We start from the raw sequence: 17,121 nt of genomic DNA, 5'->3' as shown, positions 1-17,121 counted from the left end.
CCCTGATCCCTCCTGCCCCGCCCTTCGGGCGACGGAGGGATCAGGGAGACGGGCCCAAGCCGCACACCCGCCCCTCAACTCTGCCTTACGGCGCGGCCCTGCGGCGGCGCGCCCCCGGCCGCCGTTCGCTCGGCCGCGTCACCGGGTCGCCGGCCTCGACGGCCGCGTCCCGGCGCTTCGCACCGAACTCGGCCAGCGCGGCGGCCAGCTTGTGGACGGACGGCTCGGGAGCCATCACATCCACCCGCAGCCCGTGCTCCTCGGCGGTCTTCGCCGTGGCGGGGCCGATGCAGGCGATCACCGTGACGTTGTGCGGCTTGCCGGCGATGCCGACCAGGTTCCGCACGGTCGACGACGACGTGAAGAGCACCGCGTCGAAGCCGCCGCCCTTGATCGCCTCACGCGTCTCGGCCGGCGGCGGCGAGGCGCGCACGGTCCGGTAGGCGGTGACGTCGTCGACCTCCCAGCCGAGCTCGATCAGCCCGGCGACCAGGGTCTCCGTGGCGATGTCGGCGCGCGGCAGGAAGACACGGTCGATCGGGTCGAAGACCGGGTCGTACGGCGGCCAGTCCTCCAGGAGACCCGCGGCGGACTGCTCTCCGCTGGGCACCAGGTCCGGCTTGACGCCGAACGCGATCAGCGCGTTCGCCGTCTGCTCGCCCACCGCGGCGACCTTGATCCCCGCGAAGGCCCGCGCGTCGAGCCCGTACTCCTCGAACTTCTCGCGTACGGCCTTCACCGCGTTCACCGAGGTGAAGGCGATCCACTCGTAGCGGCCGGTGACCAGGCCCTTGACCGCGCGCTCCATCTGCTGCGGGGTGCGCGGCGGCTCGACGGCGATCGTCGGGACCTCGTGCGGCACGGCGCCGTACGACCTGAGCTGGTCGGAGAGCGACGCCGCCTGCTCCTTCGTCCTGGGGACGAGCACGCGCCAGCCGAACAGCGGCTTCGACTCGAACCAGGACAGCTGGTCGCGCTGGGCGGCGGCACTGCGCTCACCGACCACGACTATCACCGGGCGGTTGCCCTCCGGCGACGGCAGCACCTTGGCCTGCTTGAAGGTCTGCGCGATGGTGCCGAGCGTGGCCGACCAGGTCTTCTGGCGCGTCGTCGTACCGGCGACGGTCACCGACAGCGGGGTGTCGGGCTTGCGGCCCGCCGCCACCAGCTCACCGGCCGCGGCGGCCACCGAGTCCAGCGTCGTCGACACGACGACCGTGCAGTCGGAGGCGCCGACCTCGGTCCAGCAGCGGTCGGAGGCGGTACGGGCGTCCACGAAACGGACGTCCGTGCCCTCCGCGTCCCGCAGCGGCACACCGGCGTACGCGGGCACACCCACGGCCGCGGCGATGCCCGGGACGACCTCGAAGTCGATCCCCTGACCGGCGCAGGCGAGCATCTCCTCGGCCGCGAACGTGTCGAGCCCGGGGTCCCCCGTGACCGCACGCACGACCCGCTTGCCGCCCCGCGCAGCCTCCATGACAAGATTGGCCCAGTCCCTCAGAGCCGGGACCGCGACGGCAGTTGACGTCTCGTCAGCCGCCGCGGCAGCCTGCGCGCCCGTGGCGTCGAGGACGGTGACGCCTGCCCTGGCATGGGTGCGCACGACGTCGAGCACTTCGGGCTCGGCGATCAGCACATCCGCTCGGGTCAGGGCCTCCACGGCCCGTAGGGTCAGCAGTCCTGGATCTCCGGGACCCGCACCCAGGAAGGTGACGTGCCCAGGTGCACAGGCGGTCGTTTCAGCGGTGGTGGGGCTCAAAGTGCTCGCTCCCCCATCAGACCGGCCGCACCCTTGGCCAGCATCTCGGCAGCGAGTTCGCGCCCGAGAGCCAGCGCCTCGTCGTGGGACGAGGGCACGGGACCGGTGGTGGTCAGCTGCACCAGCTCGGAGCCGTCGGTGGTACCGACGACGCCGCGCAGGCGCATTTCCTTAGCAATCTGCCCGTCGGCCAGAAGGTCGGCGAGGGCACCCACGGGTGCACTGCAGCCGGCCTCCAGGGCGGCGAGCAGGGACCGCTCGGCGGTCACGGCGGCCCGCGTGAACGGGTCGTCCAGTTCTCCGAGCGCGGCGGCGAGCGCACCGTTCGCGGTGGTGCACTCGACTGCCAGGGCCCCCTGGCCGGGGGCGGGCAGGACGATGTCGGTGGAGAGGAAGTCGGTGACCTCCGCGCTCCGACCGATGCGGCTGATCCCGGCCGCCGCCAGCACGACGGCGTCCAGCTCACCCTTCTCGACGAACCCGATACGGGTGTCGATGTTCCCGCGGATCGGTACGGCCTCGACGGCGAGACCGTGACTGCGCGCGTACGCGTTCAGCTGCGCCATGCGCCGCAGCGAACCCGTGCCCACCTTGGCGCCCGCGGGCAGCTCGGTGAACTTCAGGCCGTCACGGGCGATCAGGACGTCCCGCGGGTCCTCGCGCACCGGAATCGCGGCCAGCGTCAGATCCTCGGGCTGCGCGGTCGGCAGGTCCTTGAGGGAGTGCACCGCGAAGTCGATCTCACCGGCCAGCAGCGCGTCGCGCAGCGCCGTGACGAAGATGCCGGTGCCGCCGATCTGCGAGATGTGCGCGCGGTTCACATCACCGTACGAGGTGATCTCCACGAGCTCGACCTCGCGGCCGGTCACCTGGCGGACGGCTTCGGCGACATGCCCGGACTGGGTCATGGCCAGCTTGCTGCGCCGGGTGCCCAGCCTCAGCGCTCTCTCGGCACTCATGCCGGGCCTCGATTCTTGCCTGCCGTGCCGGTAGCGGATTCACGGTCTTGAGGGGTTGCCCGGGAGACGGACTCCACCGTCTCCCGGTCCAGGTCGAAAAGGGTGCGCAGCGCGTCCGCGTATCCGGCACCGCCGGGCTCGGCCGCCAGCTGCTTGACCCGCACCGTCGGCGCGTGCAGCAGCTTGTCCACCACGCGCCGCACGGTCTGGGTGATCTCCGCGCGCTGTTTGTCGTCGAGGCCGGGGAGCCGGCCGTCGAGCCGCGCGATCTCGCTGCTCACCACGTCGGCGGCCATCGTGCGCAGCGCGACGACGGTCGGCGTGATGGTCGCGGCCCGCTGCGCGGCGCCGAACGCGGCGACCTCGTCGGCCACGATCGCCCGCACCTGGTCCACGTCGGCGGCCATCGGGGCGTCCGCGGAGGCGTCGGCGAGGGACTCGATGTCGACGAGGCGCACCCCGTCGATGCGGTGCGCGGCCGCGTCGATGTCCCGCGGCATCGCCAGGTCGAGCAGGGCCAGGGCCACTTCCCGTACGGGCTCGGGGGCCCGCTCGCGGCGCATCTCCGGGACCCGGCCCGCGGCGGCCAGCGCCGCGATGGCGTCGGCCTCCGACGGCTGGACCCGCCGCCCGGGCGCGTTGTCCACCCAGGCGCCGTGCTGTTCCAGGGCCGCCGCGTCGAACCCGGCGACGGCGGCCTCGCCCTCGACGGAGAACCCGCCACGCACCACCTCGACCGGACAGGCGTCGGCAACGGCCTTGCCCGGTGCGGGAGTCGAGGGTGCAGGCACGTCACTGCCGGCGGTCGGCGTGCGCCCGGCGACAGCGGCGCGCACCGCGTCGGCGGTCAGCACGAGGCCGGTGGCACCGGTGCAGGAGATGGCGACGTCGGCACGTGTCAGTTCGTCCGCCACGGCGTCCATCGTGACGGCGCGGGCCGCGGCCCCGCCCTCGTTCAAGATCTCTACGAGTCGTTCCGCCCGCTCCAGCGTCCGGTTGGCGACGACGACCTCGGCCACTCCGGCCCGGGCGAGCGTGGCGGCGGCGAGCGAGGACATCGAACCGGCACCGATGACGAGGGCGCGCCTGCCGGCCGCCCAGCCGTCCACGTCCTGGCCCACGGCGAGTTGTTCGAGACCGAAGGTGACCAGCGACTGCCCGGCCCGGTCGATCCCGGTCTCGGAGTGGGCGCGCTTGCCGACCCGCAGGGCCTGCTGGAAGAGATCGTTGAGGAGCTTGCCCGCGGAGTGCAGTTCCTGCGCCCGCGCCAGGGTGTCCTTGATCTGGCCGAGGATCTGCCCCTCGCCCACGACCATCGAGTCCAGACCGCACGCCACCGAGAACAGGTGGTGCACCGCCCGGTCCTCGTAGTGCACGTACAGATAAGGGGTGAGCTCGTCGAGCCCCACACCGCTGTGCTGCGCGAGCAGCGTCGACAGCTCCGCGACACCGGCGTGGAACTTGTCCACGTCCGCGTACAGCTCGATGCGGTTGCAGGTGGCGAGCACCGCGGCCTCGGCGGCCGGCTCGGCGGCGAGGGTGTCCTGGAGGAGCTTGGCCTGGGTGTCCGCGTTCAGCGCGGCACGCTCCAGGACACTCACCGGAGCGCTGCGGTGGCTGAGGCCGACGACGAGGAGACTCATGCCGGCATCACGGCGGGCACGTCCCCGTCGGGTCCCTTGCGGCCGGTCTTCTCAGCGGCCCGGTCCTGGGCAGGAGTCCTGGTGACCTTGGCGGCCGGGCCCTCGACGCCGACGGCGCCCTCGGCGGGGCTCTCCCCGTCCACGGCGCCCTCGCCGGCCTTGCGCTGCTCGTGGAAGGCGAGGATCTGGAGCTCGATGGAGAGATCGACCTTGCGCACGTCGACGCCGTCCGGCACGGACAGGACGGTCGGCGCGAAGTTCAGGATGGAGGTGACACCGGCGGCGACGAGCCGGTCGCAGACCTGCTGCGCGGCACCGGCCGGGGTCGCGATGACGCCGATGGAGACGCCGTTGTCGTCGATGATCTTCTCGAGGTCGTCCGTGTGCTGCACGGGCATTCCCGCGACCGGCTTTCCGGCCATCGCGGGGTCGGCGTCTATCAGCGCGGCGACCCGGAACCCGCGGGAGGCGAAACCGCCGTAATTGGCCAGCGCCGCACCGAGGTTACCGATACCGACGATCACGACCGGCCAGTCCTGCGTGAGGCCCAGCTCGCGCGAGATCTGGTACACGAGGTACTCGACGTCGTACCCCACACCACGCGTCCCGTAGGACCCGAGGTACGAGAAGTCCTTGCGCAGCTTCGCGGAGTTGACCCCCGCCGCGGCCGCGAGCTCCTCGGAGGAGACCGTGGGCACCGAGCGCTCGGAGAGAGCGGTCAGGGCTCGGAGGTACAGCGGAAGCCTGGCGACGGTGGCCTCGGGAATCCCTCGGCTGCGGGTCGCCGGTCGGTGAGTTCGGCCAGTTGCCACGGTGCTCCTGCGGGTAGAGCGGGGCTGTGGGCGGCCGTTCGTTTCAAGACCGCCCCGTCGAATGCAGGCTATGTCTTTGTGAACGCGTGCACAAAGATGGTGTCCGATTTGCCCGGCCAACGTGACCGGGGTCACGCGCCCCCCGCGCGCTTTCGTGGAACCGGCGCGCAGGCAGCTTCGTTGCTCACCTGTGGGGGGCAAAGCCGCACACACTCCTTACGATCTAAGCCCCCGAGACCAAAACCGCCCCCGATCCTAAGCGACTTTTGGGGCCGTTTGGACTCCTCGGTCAGTGACTTGTGCGACGGCTGCGCGGCGGCCCAGGGGCTTGGGAGGACTGCTGCTCGGGAGGACTACTGAGTGAGCGCCCGCCGCAGCCGTTCCTCCTGTACGCGCCAGAAGTCGTGCTGCGCGCCGTCGACGAGAACGACCGGGATCTGCTCCCAGTACTTGCGGTACAGCTCCTCGTCCTCGGTGATGTCCTTCTTCTCCCAGGAGGCGCCGACCTCGGCACAGACCTTCTCGATCACCACCTGTGCGTCGTCGCACAGGTGGCATCCGGGCTTCCCGATGAGCGTGACGACGCGCTCCTGCGGATTCTTCTTCTCGCTCCGGCGAAAGATGGGACTCATACCGGCCATTCTGGCCCCACCCGTGCCCCCGAACGGCACCCTTCGCGACGCCCGGATTTCACAGAACGACAGCTCCCCGAAATCCGCTCGACTCCGGAACCACCGAACAAACTGGCTATGCTCGCGACATGGCCGCTCTTGGATGGCTCACACCCCGTAGGCGCTCCGCCACCGCGCGGAGCGTGCTGGCAGGCGAGGCCTCGGCGGAGGCCGCCCGCAAGTCCTCCCTGGAACTGGAGGAGCAGGCGCCGCCGCCCACCGACGAGGAACCGGAGTTCCCGGTCGTCGGCGACGACAAGGCCGCCGCCTTCTTCGACCTGGACAACACCGTCATGCAGGGCGCCGCGATCTTCCACTTCGGTCGTGGCCTGTACAAGCGGAAGTTCTTCCAGCGCCGCGAGCTGACCCGGTTCGCCTGGCAGCAGGCCTGGTTCCGGATCGCCGGGGTCGAGGACCCCGAGCACATGCAGGACGCACAGAACAGCGCTCTGTCCATCGTCAAGGGCCACCGCGTCGCCGAGCTGATGTCCATCGGCGAGGAGATCTACGACGAGTACATGGCCGAGCGCATCTGGCCCGGCACCCGCGCCCTCGCCCAGGCGCACCTCGACGCGGGCCAGAAGGTCTGGCTCGTCACGGCCGCGCCGGTGGAGATCGCCACGGTGATCGCCCGCCGCCTCGGCCTGACCGGCGCGCTCGGCACGGTCGCCGAGTCCATCGGCGGCGTCTACACGGGCCGGCTCGTGGGTGAGCCGCTGCACGGCCCCGCGAAGGCCGAGGCGGTCCGCGCGCTCGCCTCCGCCGAGGGCCTGGAGCTCGGCCGCTGCGCCGCGTACAGCGACTCCCACAACGACGTCCCGATGCTCTCCCTCGTCGGGCACCCGTACGCGATCAACCCGGACGCGAAGCTCCGCAAGTACGCGAAGGAGCGCGACTGGCGGCTGCGCGACTACCGCACGGGCCGCAAGGCGGCGCGGGTCGGCATCCCCGCGGCGGCCGGCGTCGGCGCGGTGGCGGGCGGCACGGCGGCCGTGATCGCACTCCAGCGCCGCCGCCGCTGACCCCGTCGCGCACGGCATTCCGAACGTCTTACCCGGCACCGGCCCCCGCCAGTCACGCGGATAGCACTCGGCCACAACGCGTCACGGCCGCTGCCGGAACATGACCTAATCCGATCAACAAGCGGTCACTCTCCGGTACTTGAACCATCGCCGATCAGCTACAGAAGTGACGTAATCGATGATTTGAGCAACTGGGTGTAGCGCTCCCTGCACGAAGCGTTATTCTCCTCAGACGCATTCCGGTACCCACGCGTCAGCACGACGGGTGAACGGTCCCGCACTGCACGTGATGGAAGCTCTGCCTCTGGGAGTCCCGTGTTTCAACACGTCGGGGTTGACGCCTCGGGCCTGGCTACGCTGCGCGCAACGGTCGTAGACCGCTTGCGCGGCTTCGTCCCCACCGCGTACGCCGTCCCCGCCCTCGCCGTCCCTGCGCCCGCCGGTCCATGCTTCGCCATGGCCGACTCCGGCGCGGGACAAAAGGGGCCGGCGCGTAGCGTCGTCATTGAGGGGCGGCGGTCGGGCGACGGGTGGGCGGGCAGACGAGCGCGCTCCGGCGCCGCCGGAGCCTCCGGCACCAGCAGCACGTCCACGGCCCGCCGCCCGGCCGCGGACAGTGACAGCGCGCGCATGATGGACCTGGTCGAGCGCGCCCAGTCCGGAGAGGCCGACGCCTTCGGCCGCCTCTACGACCAGTACAGCGACACCGTGTACCGGTACATCTACTACCGCGTGGGCGGGAAGGCGACGGCGGAGGACCTCACCAGCGAGACCTTCCTGCGCGCCCTGCGCCGCATCGGCACCTTCACCTGGCAGGGGCGCGACTTCGGCGCCTGGCTGGTCACGATCGCGCGCAACCTGGTCGCCGACCACTTCAAGTCGAGCCGCTTCCGCCTCGAAGTGACCACGGGCGAAATGCTGGACGCGAACGAGGTGGAGCGCAGCCCCGAGGACTCGGTCCTGGAGTCGCTCTCCAACGCCGCCCTCCTGGAGGCGGTGCGCCGGCTCAACCCGCAGCAGCAGGAGTGCGTCACCCTGCGCTTCCTCCAGGGTCTGTCCGTCGCCGAGACCGCGCGCGTGATGGGCAAGAACGAGGGCGCGATCAAGACCCTCCAGTACCGGGCCGTCCGCACCCTCGCCCGGCTGCTACCGGACGACGCCCGCTGACGCGGCGGCGGGCACGCACTGTCGCATCCCGACCGGTCCCGTCACCGTTCGCACGGCTCAACTCACCTTCTGTGAGGGCGAAATGCGATCGCGGTCGGATCATCCGTCGTCCGTAACCCAAGTGCCGCGTTGCTCGTTGTGCGGGATGCAGGCTCCCTGTGGTCACGTCCGGACCGGTTTCACTCACTCGATCGAGTGCAAGCTGTCCGGGTGTGCAACCCCAGGACCCCCTGGGGAGTCGACCGTCATGACGAGAGGAGGTGCCGCCAGTGATCGCGAATGTCTCGGCACACCGGCGGGCGAACGCCTTCGCCCAGGCCCTGGAGGATCAGTCCGACCAGGACGCGGCGGCGCAGCAGCCGGAGAATCCGGCCGCTCGACAGAGCGACAAGGCCGAGCAATCCGACCAGGCCGAGCAGGGCAGGCTTCTGACCCTGGCCGAAGGCCTCGGCGAGCTGCCCAAACCGGAGCTGGACCCCGAGGTCAAGGTGGTGCAGCGGGCCCAGCTCGTGGCCGCCATGGAGGCCATGTTCGCGGAGGGCGCCGCGGGACCGGCCGTGCCGGAGCAGCGGTCGGGCAGGGCCAAGGGCGCCCACCGGGCGAGTCCACTGAGCAAGCTGCGGCCCCGGTCACGGCTGACCAAGGGCATCGCCGCGGGCGGGCTCACGGTCGGCGTGGCCGCGGGCGCGTTCAGCGGCGTAGCGGCCGCGAGTTCGAGCGCACTGCCGGGTGACTCCCTCTACGGCCTCAAGCGCGGCATGGAGGACCTCAAGCTCGGCATGGCCGACAGTGACTCCGACCGCGGCCAGATCTACCTGGACCAGGCGTCGACGCGGCTGAACGAGGCCCGTCGGCTCATGGACCGCGGCCGCGGCGGCCACCTCGACCACGAGTCGGTCGGCGAGGTCCGGCGGGCTCTGTCCGGCATGCAGTACGACGCGTCGGAGGGCCACCGGCTGCTCAGCGAGGCCTACAAGCGGGACGGCTCGCTCGGCCCGATCCAGGCCCTCTCCGCCTTCTCCGAGTCGCACCGCCGGAGCTGGACGGCGCTCAGCGACAAGCTCCCGGTCCAGCTCGGCGACGTACGGGACCAGGTGAGCTCGGTCTTCGACGCCATAGACCAAGAGGTCGACCCGCTGCGCTCATTGCTGCCGCAACCGCCCGGTCAGGGCGGTTCCTCCGGCACCCACCGCGGCGGCGGTACGTCGCCGGGAGCGTCGAGGACCGGCAGCTCGGCCCCGTCCGGGTCCACGGGCAGCGGTCACGGCTCGTCCTCGGCCAAGCCCAAGCCGTCCAGCTCCAACAGCGGCAAGGACGACAGCGGCCTGCTCGGAGAGACCACGGGCGGCCTGCTCGACCCTCCGAACGACGCGTCGACACCGACCCCGTCCGACGGAAAGTCCGGCGACAGCAGCACCAGTACGCCCAAGCCGGAGGTGACCCTGCCGCCGCTCCTGCCGGGCCTGCTGCCCGGCCTGGGCATCGACGGCGAGGACGCCAGCTAGGTTAGGTCGTATCGGCCGCCGCCCCGTCCAGGGCGGCGGCCTTTCGCCGTGCCCGGGGCAGTGGGCCGCGGCCCGGGGCCCCCGCCCACTGCCCCGTCAGAAGAACACCGACCGCCGCTGCACCAGCAGCTTGTACAGCGTGTGCTGGATCTGCTCCCGTACCTGATCGGTCAGGTTGAACATCAGCATCGGGTCCTCGGCGGCCTCCGGCGGATACCCGTCCGTCGGAATCGGCTCCCCGAACTGGATCGTCCACTTCGTCGGCAGCGGCACCGCACCCAGCGGCCCCAGCCACGGGAACGTGGGCGTGATCGGGAAGTACGGGAACCCGAGCACCCGCGCCAGCGTCTTCGCGTTGCCGATCATCGGGTAGATCTCCTCGGCCCCGACGATCGAGCACGGCACGATCGGCGTCCCCGCCCGCAGCGCCGTCGAGACAAAGCCGCCCCGCCCGAACCGCTGCAGCTTGTACCGCTCGCTGAACGGCTTGCCGATGCCCTTGAAGCCCTCCGGCATGACACCGACGAGTTCGCCGCTCTCCAGGAGCCGCTGCGCGTCCTCCGCGCAGGCCAGCGTGTGCCCGGCCTTGCGGGCCAGCTCGTTCACCACCGGCAGCATGAACACCAAGTCGGCCGCCAGGAGCCGCAGATGACGGCCCTCGGGGTGGTTGTCGTGCACCGCGACCTGCATCATCAGGCCGTCCAGCGGCAGCGTCCCCGAATGGTTGGAGACGATCAGCGCCCCGCCCTCCGACGGGATGTTCTCGACGCCCTTCACCTCGATCCGGAAGTACTTCTCCGCGACCGGCCGCAGCAGCGACATCAGGACCTGGTCGGTGAGCTCCTTGTCGTAGCCGAACTCGTCGACGTCGTAGTCCCCGGTGATCCGCCGCCGCAGGAAGGCGAGCCCGCCCGCGATCTTGCGGTCCCAGCCGCCCCGCTTCTCCGCCTCGGCGGCCACCGGCTCGGGAGCGGGTGCGGGCTCCGGCTCGGGCTGCGCCTGCTGCTGTACGGGGATGGGTTTCACCTCGCGCACGGCCGCGGGCTCGCCCCTGCGCCGGCCGCCCGTGCCCCTGCGGCGCGCCGCGCCCTTGCCGGTCGTCCCCCGCGACCTGTCGTCGTCGAACGGAATGACCTTGGCATCCGCCATCGTTGATGCGCTCCTCAGTTGGCGCTCTGCGTCGGGGGGTGGCTGGGTGTGCGGGCACCGCCCAGGAAGGGCAGGGCGGCGACCCTGTCCACGGCTGACGCCAGGGCCTGGGGCGGCAGCAGTCCGGGGCCCCGGCCCTGCACGAAGTCCGCGAAGGCCTCCGCGGTCGTGTACTTCGGCCGGAACCCCAGTGTGTCGCGCATCTGGGCCGTGGACACCACCCGCCCGTGCGTGAGCAGCCGAATCTGCTCGGGCGAGAAATCCGTGGCACCCAGCGTACGCAGGGCGCCGCCCACCCAGGTCACCGCCGGCAGCAGCACCGGAACGGTCGGCCGCCCCAGCCGGCGCGAGCACTGCGACAGCAACAGCACGCCGTCCCCGGCGATGTTGAACGTCCCGCTGTTCAGCGTCCCGCGGTCCGGCTCGTGCGAAGCGAGCCGCAGCACCTCGATCACATCGTCCTCGTGCACGAACTGCAGCCGCGGATCGTAGCCGAGCACGGTCGGAAGCACGGGCAGCGCGAAGTACTGGGCGAGCGGTGAATCGGCGGTCGGCCCGAGGATGTTGGCGAACCGCAGCACGCACACGGCGACGTCCGGGCGGCGCCGGGCGAACCCGCGTACGTACCCCTCGACCTCGACGGTGTCCTTGGCGAAGCCACCGCTCGGCAGCGACTTCGGCGGCGTCGTCTCCGTGAAGACGGCCGGGTCACGCGGCGCGGACCCGTACACGTTCGTACTGGACTTCACGACGAGCCGCTTCACGCTGGGCGCCTTCTGGCAGGCGCCGAGCAGCTGCATCGTCCCGATGACGTTGGTCTCCTTCAGGGAGCCACGGCTGCCGCTGGCCAGCGGGGTCCCGGTGACGTCCATGTGCACGACGGTGTCCACGGAGTGCTCGGCGAGCACCCGCGCGATCGTCGGCTGCCGGATGTCGGCCTGCAGGAAGTCCGCCCCGCCCAGATGGTGCGCGGGCGGCACCGCATCCACCCCGATGACCCGGTCCACGTCCGGGTCCCGCTGGATGCGTCGTACGAACCGGCCTCCCAGCTGCCGGGCCACCCCGGTCACGAGCACGACCTTGCCCAAGATCAGCGCCTACCTTCCGTCCCAGCCCCGCCGCGCTCCGCAATCACTGCTTGCGGCTCACGTTAGCGGTTCGATGTTGCGCTGTGATGACCGGACGATGCATGAAGTGACGACAGCCACAGCTGTACGTACAGACGATTGCCGCTTGAACTTCTGCCTGCTCAACGCAGTGTGGCCCTCCCACCGAACGGTGAAAGGGCCACACAGAGCGCGCTTGACGCAGCGGTCGCTTACTTCTTGTTGCGACGCTGCACGCGGGTGCGCTTCAGCAGCTTGCGGTGCTTCTTCTTAGCCATCCGCTTACGCCGCTTCTTGATAACAGAGCCCACGACTACCCTCGCTCACTTCTCGGACAACCCCCGCAGCGCGGGGACAATCACTCGGTGCGGGGCTGCATTGGGGCCCACACGACCTACGAGGGGCTAGCCTACCCCGCCCGAGCGCCGAGCCAGAAATCGAGGGCGGTCCCGGACTACGGATCAGCCCGCATCCACCCCCACATAGGACTCGCGGAGGTACTCGTGGACCGCTTGCTCCGGGACGCGGAAACTCCGCCCGACCCGGATCGCGGGCAGATGACCGCTGTGCACCAGCCGGTACACGGTCATCTTGGACACTCGCATGACCGAAGCGACTTCCGCCACGGTCAGGAACTGCACCTCGTTCAGAGGCCTACTCTCACCAGCAGCCATGTCACACCTGAACCTTCCGCACTCGACGGCCACCGGCTTCCCCTTCCGGTGACTCAACGTCGTTGCGTGCTCACTCCCCAATGTAGGGGCGCATGATGCGAGTGGGGAAGAGGAGCTGCGATCGGCCGCCTACTGTGACAGACACGCTCGATTGAGTACATAGCGAGTAAGCGGTCGGTAGTAATCAGACCGCACAGCGTCATCAAGCGGAACGACGACGGACACCTGCCCCTCGGCCTCACCGACGAACAGGGCGGGATCATCCGTATCGGCGAGGCCGATGGCATCGAACCCCAACTGACCTGCACCGCAGGCCCATCCGTGGTCCCCGACGACCAGCTCGGGAAGCGGTCCGCCGGCCTCCGCCAGAGCACTCAGAGCGGTACGAACCGGGAGGGGGGAATGGGTGTGCGCGCCGGTCTCACTTCCGGGCGGCCACGCGCCGGGTTCCCGCACCAGCGCGACTCCTCGTACGTAGTCAAGGTTGTACGTGCGTAGGCCGAACCGGGTCGTTATGTCGACACTGAGACCCTGCGCCGGAGTGAGAACGGGACATCCCACCGCCGAGAGGGCGTCCGCCAACGAAGCGTAGAAACCGAGCAATCGGTGCGGATGCCCGGTTCCGAAGAGCACCGGGGCCCGGGTGGCGGCGGCCCTTCCGATGCGGTCGCCGAACGCGTCGAGGGCGGCCAGCGTCCGTTCCGGATCGATGACGTCGTGCCCCGAGATGTGGTCCGGGTCCGGCGAGACCCCGCACTTGTCGGCCATGAGCGCGAGCAAGTCCCGCCGCCCCCAGACCCATTCGGGATCCAGCCCGAGCAGCACGCGCGGGTCCCTGGCCTCGAAGAGCCGGTAACTGCGCAGACTCTCCTCACGGGAGGTCGCCACGGGCCCGGCAAGCCGAGCCGCCAACAGATGTGCGCGGAGGGCGCCGGTGCTCAACACGCTTGCGATGCTGATGCATCACGCACCCGCCCGCCCCGAAAACCCCCAAACACCCCACAGTCGGAGTAACCCCAGCCACCACCACCTTCAGCAACTACCGCCCCGCCACAGCCGCTTTCGGCAATCCGCCGCCCGCGCCGGCGCCTTGGGCAATCCGCCGTCCCGCCACGGCCCGCCTTCGGCAACCCGCCGCCCCGCCACAGCCCGCCTCGGGCAACCCGCCGCCCCGCCACAGCCCGCCTCGGGCAATCTGCCGCCCCGCCACGTCGCCTTGGGCAATCTGCCGCCAAGGGCGGCAGGGTGGGCAAGGCGGCACCCCAGCGCCGGGCAGGCGCCTCCGCAGGCCCCCGCCCACGGCCCCGCCCGGAACCCTGGAACCCCGGGACCCCGGAACCCCGGCCTCCGAGCCCCAACCCCCTAAGCCAGCAACCCCCGCAAGGGAAACGCCGCCTTCCGCGTAGCCAGAATCGCCTGATCCAGCCGATCGGCAGGGTCGTACCCGGCCTCCCACTCCCGGAACATCACAGGCCACCGCCCATCAGTCATCCGGGCAGGCGCCAACTGCCGCGTACGAGCAAAGACTTCCTGTCGCCACGACTCCGGAATCACGGTCTCGGGCGCGATCTCCCGCCCGGCAGCGACAGCGACCAGATGCGTCCACGACCGCGGCACCACATCCACGACGGCGTACCCACCGCCCCCGAGCGCGACCCACTTCCCGTCCGCGTACTCGTGCGCCAGCTCATGACAGGCGACCTGCACGGCCCGCTGCGCGTCCAACGACACCGCGAGATGCGCCAACGGATCCTCGAAGTGCGTATCGGCCCCGTGCTGGGTGACCAGCACCTGCGGCCGGAACTCCGCGAGCAGCTCCGGCACCACGGCGTGGAAGGCCCGCAACCACCCGGCGTCCCCCGTCCCGGCCGGCAGCGCCACGTTCACGGCGGTCCCCTCCGCGGCCCCGTCGGGCCCGGTCTCCTCGGGCCACCCGGTCTGCGGGAACAGCGTCCTCGGATGCTCGTGCAGCGAGACGGTCAGTACCCGCGGATCCTCCCAGAACGCGGCCTGCACCCCGTCCCCGTGATGCACGTCCACATCCACGTACGCGACCCGCTCCACGCCCAGTTCGAGCAGCCGCGCAATCGCGAGCGCGGCGTCGTTGTACACACAGAACCCGGATGCGGCCCCCGGCATCGCATGGTGCAGCCCGCCGGCGAAGTTCACCCCGTGCAGGGCCTCCCCCCGCCACACGGCCTCCGCGGCGCCCACGGACTGCCCGGCGATCAGCGCGGACACGTCGTGCATCCCGGCGAAGGCCGGATCGTCGACCGTCCCGAGCCCGTACGCCTGGTCGGCGCCGTCCGGGTCCGCCGACGCGGCCTTGACCGCCTCCACGTAGTCCTCGCGGTGCACGAGCCGCAGGGTCGAATCCCCCGCTCTCGGCGCGGCCACGACCTCCACGCCCTCCGCCCGGTCGAGCCCGAAGGCCGCCACCAGGCTCCGGGTCAGTTCGAGCCGGACCGGATCCATCGGATGTCCGGGCCCGAAGTCATACCCCGCTACCGCTGGGTCCCACATCAACTGCACGCGGCCGCTCATGCCCGCCACCGTATCGGTCGTCCTTGGTCCCGAACGAAGGGGCGTACACGAGTGTCACCAGCACCAGAGCCATCGGCACGAGCATCGCCCCGCGATAACTCCACGCATCCCCCAAAGCGCCCACCAGCGGCGAACCCACCAGAAACCCAACGTAGTTGAAGATGTTCAGCCGTGCGACGGCGGCATCGGACGCGTTCGGGAACATCCGCCCCGCCGCCGCGAACGTCTGCGGCACGATCACACACAGCCCGAGGCCCAACAGCGTGAACCCGAGCATCCCGACCCACGCCCCGGGCGCCACGGCCACCACACCGAACCCGCCGGCGGCGATCACGGTCCCGACCCGCACCACGGCCACCGCCCCGAACCGCCGCACCCCCACGTCCCCCACGGCCCGCCCGACGAGCGTCATGACCATGTAGACGTTGTACGGAACGGTCGACAGCTGCTCGGAACTCCCCAGCACGTCCTGGAGGTACTTGGCACTCCAGTTGGAGACGGTCGAGTCCCCGATGTACGCGAAGGACATCACCAGGCACAGCGGCAGCAGCATCTTGAAGACGACGCCCCCGCTCTTCCCCGCGGCGGCGGCCTCCTCGGCCAGGTCCGCGGCGCCCCCGTCCACGTACCACCGGCTGCCCACCAGACAGCCGGGCAGCAGCACCAGGACGACCGGCAGGTACAGCACGAACAGCGACAGATGCCAGTGCGCCCCCACCCACGCGAGCGACGCCCCGACGATCCCGCCGAGGCTGTACGCGGCATGGAACCCGAGCATGATGCTGCGCCCGTACGCCCGCTGCAGGCTGACCCCGAGCATGTTCATCGACGCGTCGAGCGCCCCCACGGCCAGACCGAACACCCCGAGGCAGACACCGACCTCCGCCATCGTGTCCCCGGCCCCGACGCCCAGCAGCGCGAGCAGCACCACCGGCTGCGCCCACCGCAGCACCCGGCTCGGCCGTACGCGCTTGACCAGCTGCTCGGTGCCCACGCTGCCGACACCGGCCAGGATCGGCACAGCGGCCAGGAAGACAGGCAGCAACCCGTCCGATATCCCGTACTGATCCTGAATGGCGGGAATCCGGGTCACCAGCAGCGCGAAGGCCGCCCCCTGGGCGAAGAAGCTGAACCCCAGCGCTCTCCGCCCCCACCGCATCGCACCTGTTATGCCTGCGTTCCCATCGGTCATGGCGGCACAGCGTATGCCCCCTGCTTACCGCTGGGTAGATGGATCAAGCTCCCAATTCGCGCAGTACGGCCACGAATTCATCACCCCATGAGCAGGGCGGGCAGCTCCCGCATGTCGGTGAAGAAACCGTCGGCCCCCGCGAGCCGCTCCGCCGGTGTCATGGCCGTGAACCCGTACACGTCCATTCCGGCCGCGACCGCCGCCTGCACCCCGAGCGGACTGTCCTCGACCACCACACATTTTCCGGGAGCCACGCCCATCTGCTCCGCCGCATACAGAAACAGGTCCGGCGCAGGCTTCCCCCGCCCGACGTCCTGCGAGCTGAAGACCCGCCCCTCCCCGAACCACCGGTCGAGGCCGGTCGTGCGGTGCCCGACCCGAATCCGCTGATGACTCCCCGACGAGGCCACGCAGTACGGCACCCCCTCGGCAGTCAGCTTCTCCAGCACTTCGGCGACCCCGTCCACGGGCTGCAGCTCCCGCTCGAACGCGGCGAAGACCCGCTGGTGAAAGACCTCGTCGAAGTCCTCGGGAAGCTTCTCCCCGGTCCTCTCCAGAACGAGATCGTGTACGCGGTGCATGGCGGCGCCCATGTAGTCCCGCAGGGAGTCCTCGTACGAGGTCGGATGCCCCAGCTCGGTGAGATAGCCGGCCAGCAGCGTGTTGGAGATCGGCTCACTGTCGACGAGCACACCGTCGTTGTCGAAGATGACGAGTTCGTAGCGCATACGACGACCCTACGACGGCAGAAAAACACCAGAAAACAGAAAACCCCCGTGTCAATGACACGGGGGTTTTCTCAAAAATAGTTCGGCGGCGTCCTACTCTCCCACAGGGTCCCCCCTGCAGTACCATCGGCGCTGTGAGGCTTAGCTTCCGGGTTCGGAATGTAACCGGGCGTTTCCCTCACGCTAT

General features: G+C 70.4%; 16 protein-coding genes and 1 rRNA gene. 3 read left to right on the top strand and 14 right to left on the bottom strand.

What is annotated here, in order from left to right:
- Nucleotides 1–85 precede the first annotated feature (85 nt).
- The 5 genes from J3486_RS38515 to J3486_RS38495 all read right to left on the bottom strand — a co-directional run bounded on the left by J3486_RS38515 (nt 86) and on the right by J3486_RS38495 (nt 5,808).
- Entirely contained in the window at nt 86–1,762 is a 1,677-nt protein-coding gene (locus J3486_RS38515; protein ID WP_207828579.1) for a uroporphyrinogen-III synthase, read from the bottom strand.
- Complete coding sequence (gene hemC, locus J3486_RS38510; RefSeq protein WP_207828578.1) at nt 1,759–2,721, bottom strand: hydroxymethylbilane synthase; 963 nt, start codon at nt 2,719–2,721, stop codon at nt 1,759–1,761. Before hemC ends, J3486_RS38515 begins: the two co-directional genes overlap by 4 nt.
- On the bottom strand, nt 2,718–4,364 hold the full coding sequence (locus J3486_RS38505) for a glutamyl-tRNA reductase (protein WP_207828576.1): 1,647 nt from the start codon (nt 4,362–4,364) through the stop codon (nt 2,718–2,720). The genes hemC and J3486_RS38505 overlap by 4 nt, the downstream gene beginning before the upstream one ends.
- The gene (locus tag J3486_RS38500; RefSeq protein WP_207828574.1) at nt 4,361–5,176 is read right to left on the bottom strand and encodes a redox-sensing transcriptional repressor Rex; all 816 of its coding nucleotides are present in this window, start codon (nt 5,174–5,176) and stop codon (nt 4,361–4,363) included. Before J3486_RS38500 ends, J3486_RS38505 begins: the two co-directional genes overlap by 4 nt.
- Before the next feature lie 353 nt (nt 5,177–5,529).
- On the bottom strand, nt 5,530–5,808 hold the full coding sequence (locus J3486_RS38495) for a glutaredoxin family protein (protein ID WP_207828573.1): 279 nt from the start codon (nt 5,806–5,808) through the stop codon (nt 5,530–5,532).
- A gap of 128 nt (nt 5,809–5,936) precedes the next feature.
- Between J3486_RS38495 and J3486_RS38490 the strand changes: the two genes are divergently transcribed.
- The 3 genes from J3486_RS38490 to J3486_RS38480 all read left to right on the top strand — a co-directional run bounded on the left by J3486_RS38490 (nt 5,937) and on the right by J3486_RS38480 (nt 9,541).
- Nucleotides 5,937–6,869 (top strand): HAD family phosphatase, encoded by a 933-nt coding sequence (locus tag J3486_RS38490; RefSeq protein WP_207828571.1) that lies wholly within the window; start codon nt 5,937–5,939, stop codon nt 6,867–6,869.
- Nucleotides 6,870–7,184: 315 nt separating this feature from the next.
- Entirely contained in the window at nt 7,185–8,036 is an 852-nt protein-coding gene (locus J3486_RS38485; protein ID WP_207828570.1) for an ECF subfamily RNA polymerase sigma factor, BldN family, read from the top strand.
- Between the two features lie 269 nt (nt 8,037–8,305).
- Nucleotides 8,306–9,541, top strand: a complete 1,236-nt coding sequence (locus tag J3486_RS38480) for a DUF5667 domain-containing protein (protein ID WP_207828568.1) — start codon at nt 8,306–8,308, stop codon at nt 9,539–9,541.
- 96 nt (nt 9,542–9,637) lie between these two features.
- Here J3486_RS38480 and J3486_RS38475 read toward each other — a convergent pair whose 3' ends face one another.
- The 9 genes from J3486_RS38475 to rrf form a co-directional block, all read right to left on the bottom strand.
- Nucleotides 9,638–10,690, bottom strand: a complete 1,053-nt coding sequence (locus tag J3486_RS38475) for a lysophospholipid acyltransferase family protein (protein ID WP_207828566.1) — start codon at nt 10,688–10,690, stop codon at nt 9,638–9,640.
- Nucleotides 10,691–10,704: 14 nt separating this feature from the next.
- Nucleotides 10,705–11,778: an NAD-dependent epimerase/dehydratase family protein gene (locus J3486_RS38470; protein WP_207828565.1), complete on the bottom strand. Its 1,074-nt coding sequence runs from the start codon at nt 11,776–11,778 to the stop codon at nt 10,705–10,707.
- 230 nt (nt 11,779–12,008) lie between these two features.
- Entirely contained in the window at nt 12,009–12,107 is a 99-nt protein-coding gene (locus tag J3486_RS38465) for a 30S ribosomal protein bS22 (RefSeq protein ID WP_003948845.1), read from the bottom strand.
- 150 nt (nt 12,108–12,257) lie between these two features.
- Nucleotides 12,258–12,470, bottom strand: coding sequence for a helix-turn-helix domain-containing protein (locus J3486_RS38460; RefSeq protein ID WP_158689180.1), 213 nt, complete (start codon nt 12,468–12,470; stop codon nt 12,258–12,260).
- 129 nt (nt 12,471–12,599) lie between these two features.
- Nucleotides 12,600–13,415, bottom strand: a complete 816-nt coding sequence (locus tag J3486_RS38455) for a phosphatase (protein WP_207828563.1) — start codon at nt 13,413–13,415, stop codon at nt 12,600–12,602.
- Nucleotides 13,416–13,832: 417 nt separating this feature from the next.
- Nucleotides 13,833–15,014 carry an acetoin utilization protein AcuC gene (locus tag J3486_RS38450; RefSeq protein WP_207828562.1) on the bottom strand — a complete coding sequence of 394 codons (1,182 nt, stop codon included), beginning with the start codon at nt 15,012–15,014 and terminating at the stop codon, nt 13,833–13,835.
- Nucleotides 14,965–16,173 (bottom strand): MFS transporter, encoded by a 1,209-nt coding sequence (locus J3486_RS38445; RefSeq protein ID WP_229379291.1) that lies wholly within the window; start codon nt 16,171–16,173, stop codon nt 14,965–14,967. The genes J3486_RS38450 and J3486_RS38445 overlap by 50 nt, the downstream gene beginning before the upstream one ends.
- Nucleotides 16,174–16,286: 113 nt before the next feature.
- Nucleotides 16,287–16,934, bottom strand: a complete 648-nt coding sequence (locus J3486_RS38440; RefSeq protein WP_207828560.1) for an HAD family phosphatase — start codon at nt 16,932–16,934, stop codon at nt 16,287–16,289.
- An 80-nt stretch (nt 16,935–17,014) separates the two neighbouring features.
- A 5S ribosomal RNA gene (rrf, locus tag J3486_RS38435) occupies nt 17,015–17,121 on the bottom strand; the annotation flags it as partial.

Origin of the sequence: Streptomyces sp. VRA16 Mangrove soil, assembly GCF_017377775.1 — a bacterium.
Classification (GTDB): domain Bacteria; phylum Actinomycetota; class Actinomycetes; order Streptomycetales; family Streptomycetaceae; genus Streptomyces.
This window is presented reverse-complemented; position numbering and strand designations above follow the sequence as displayed.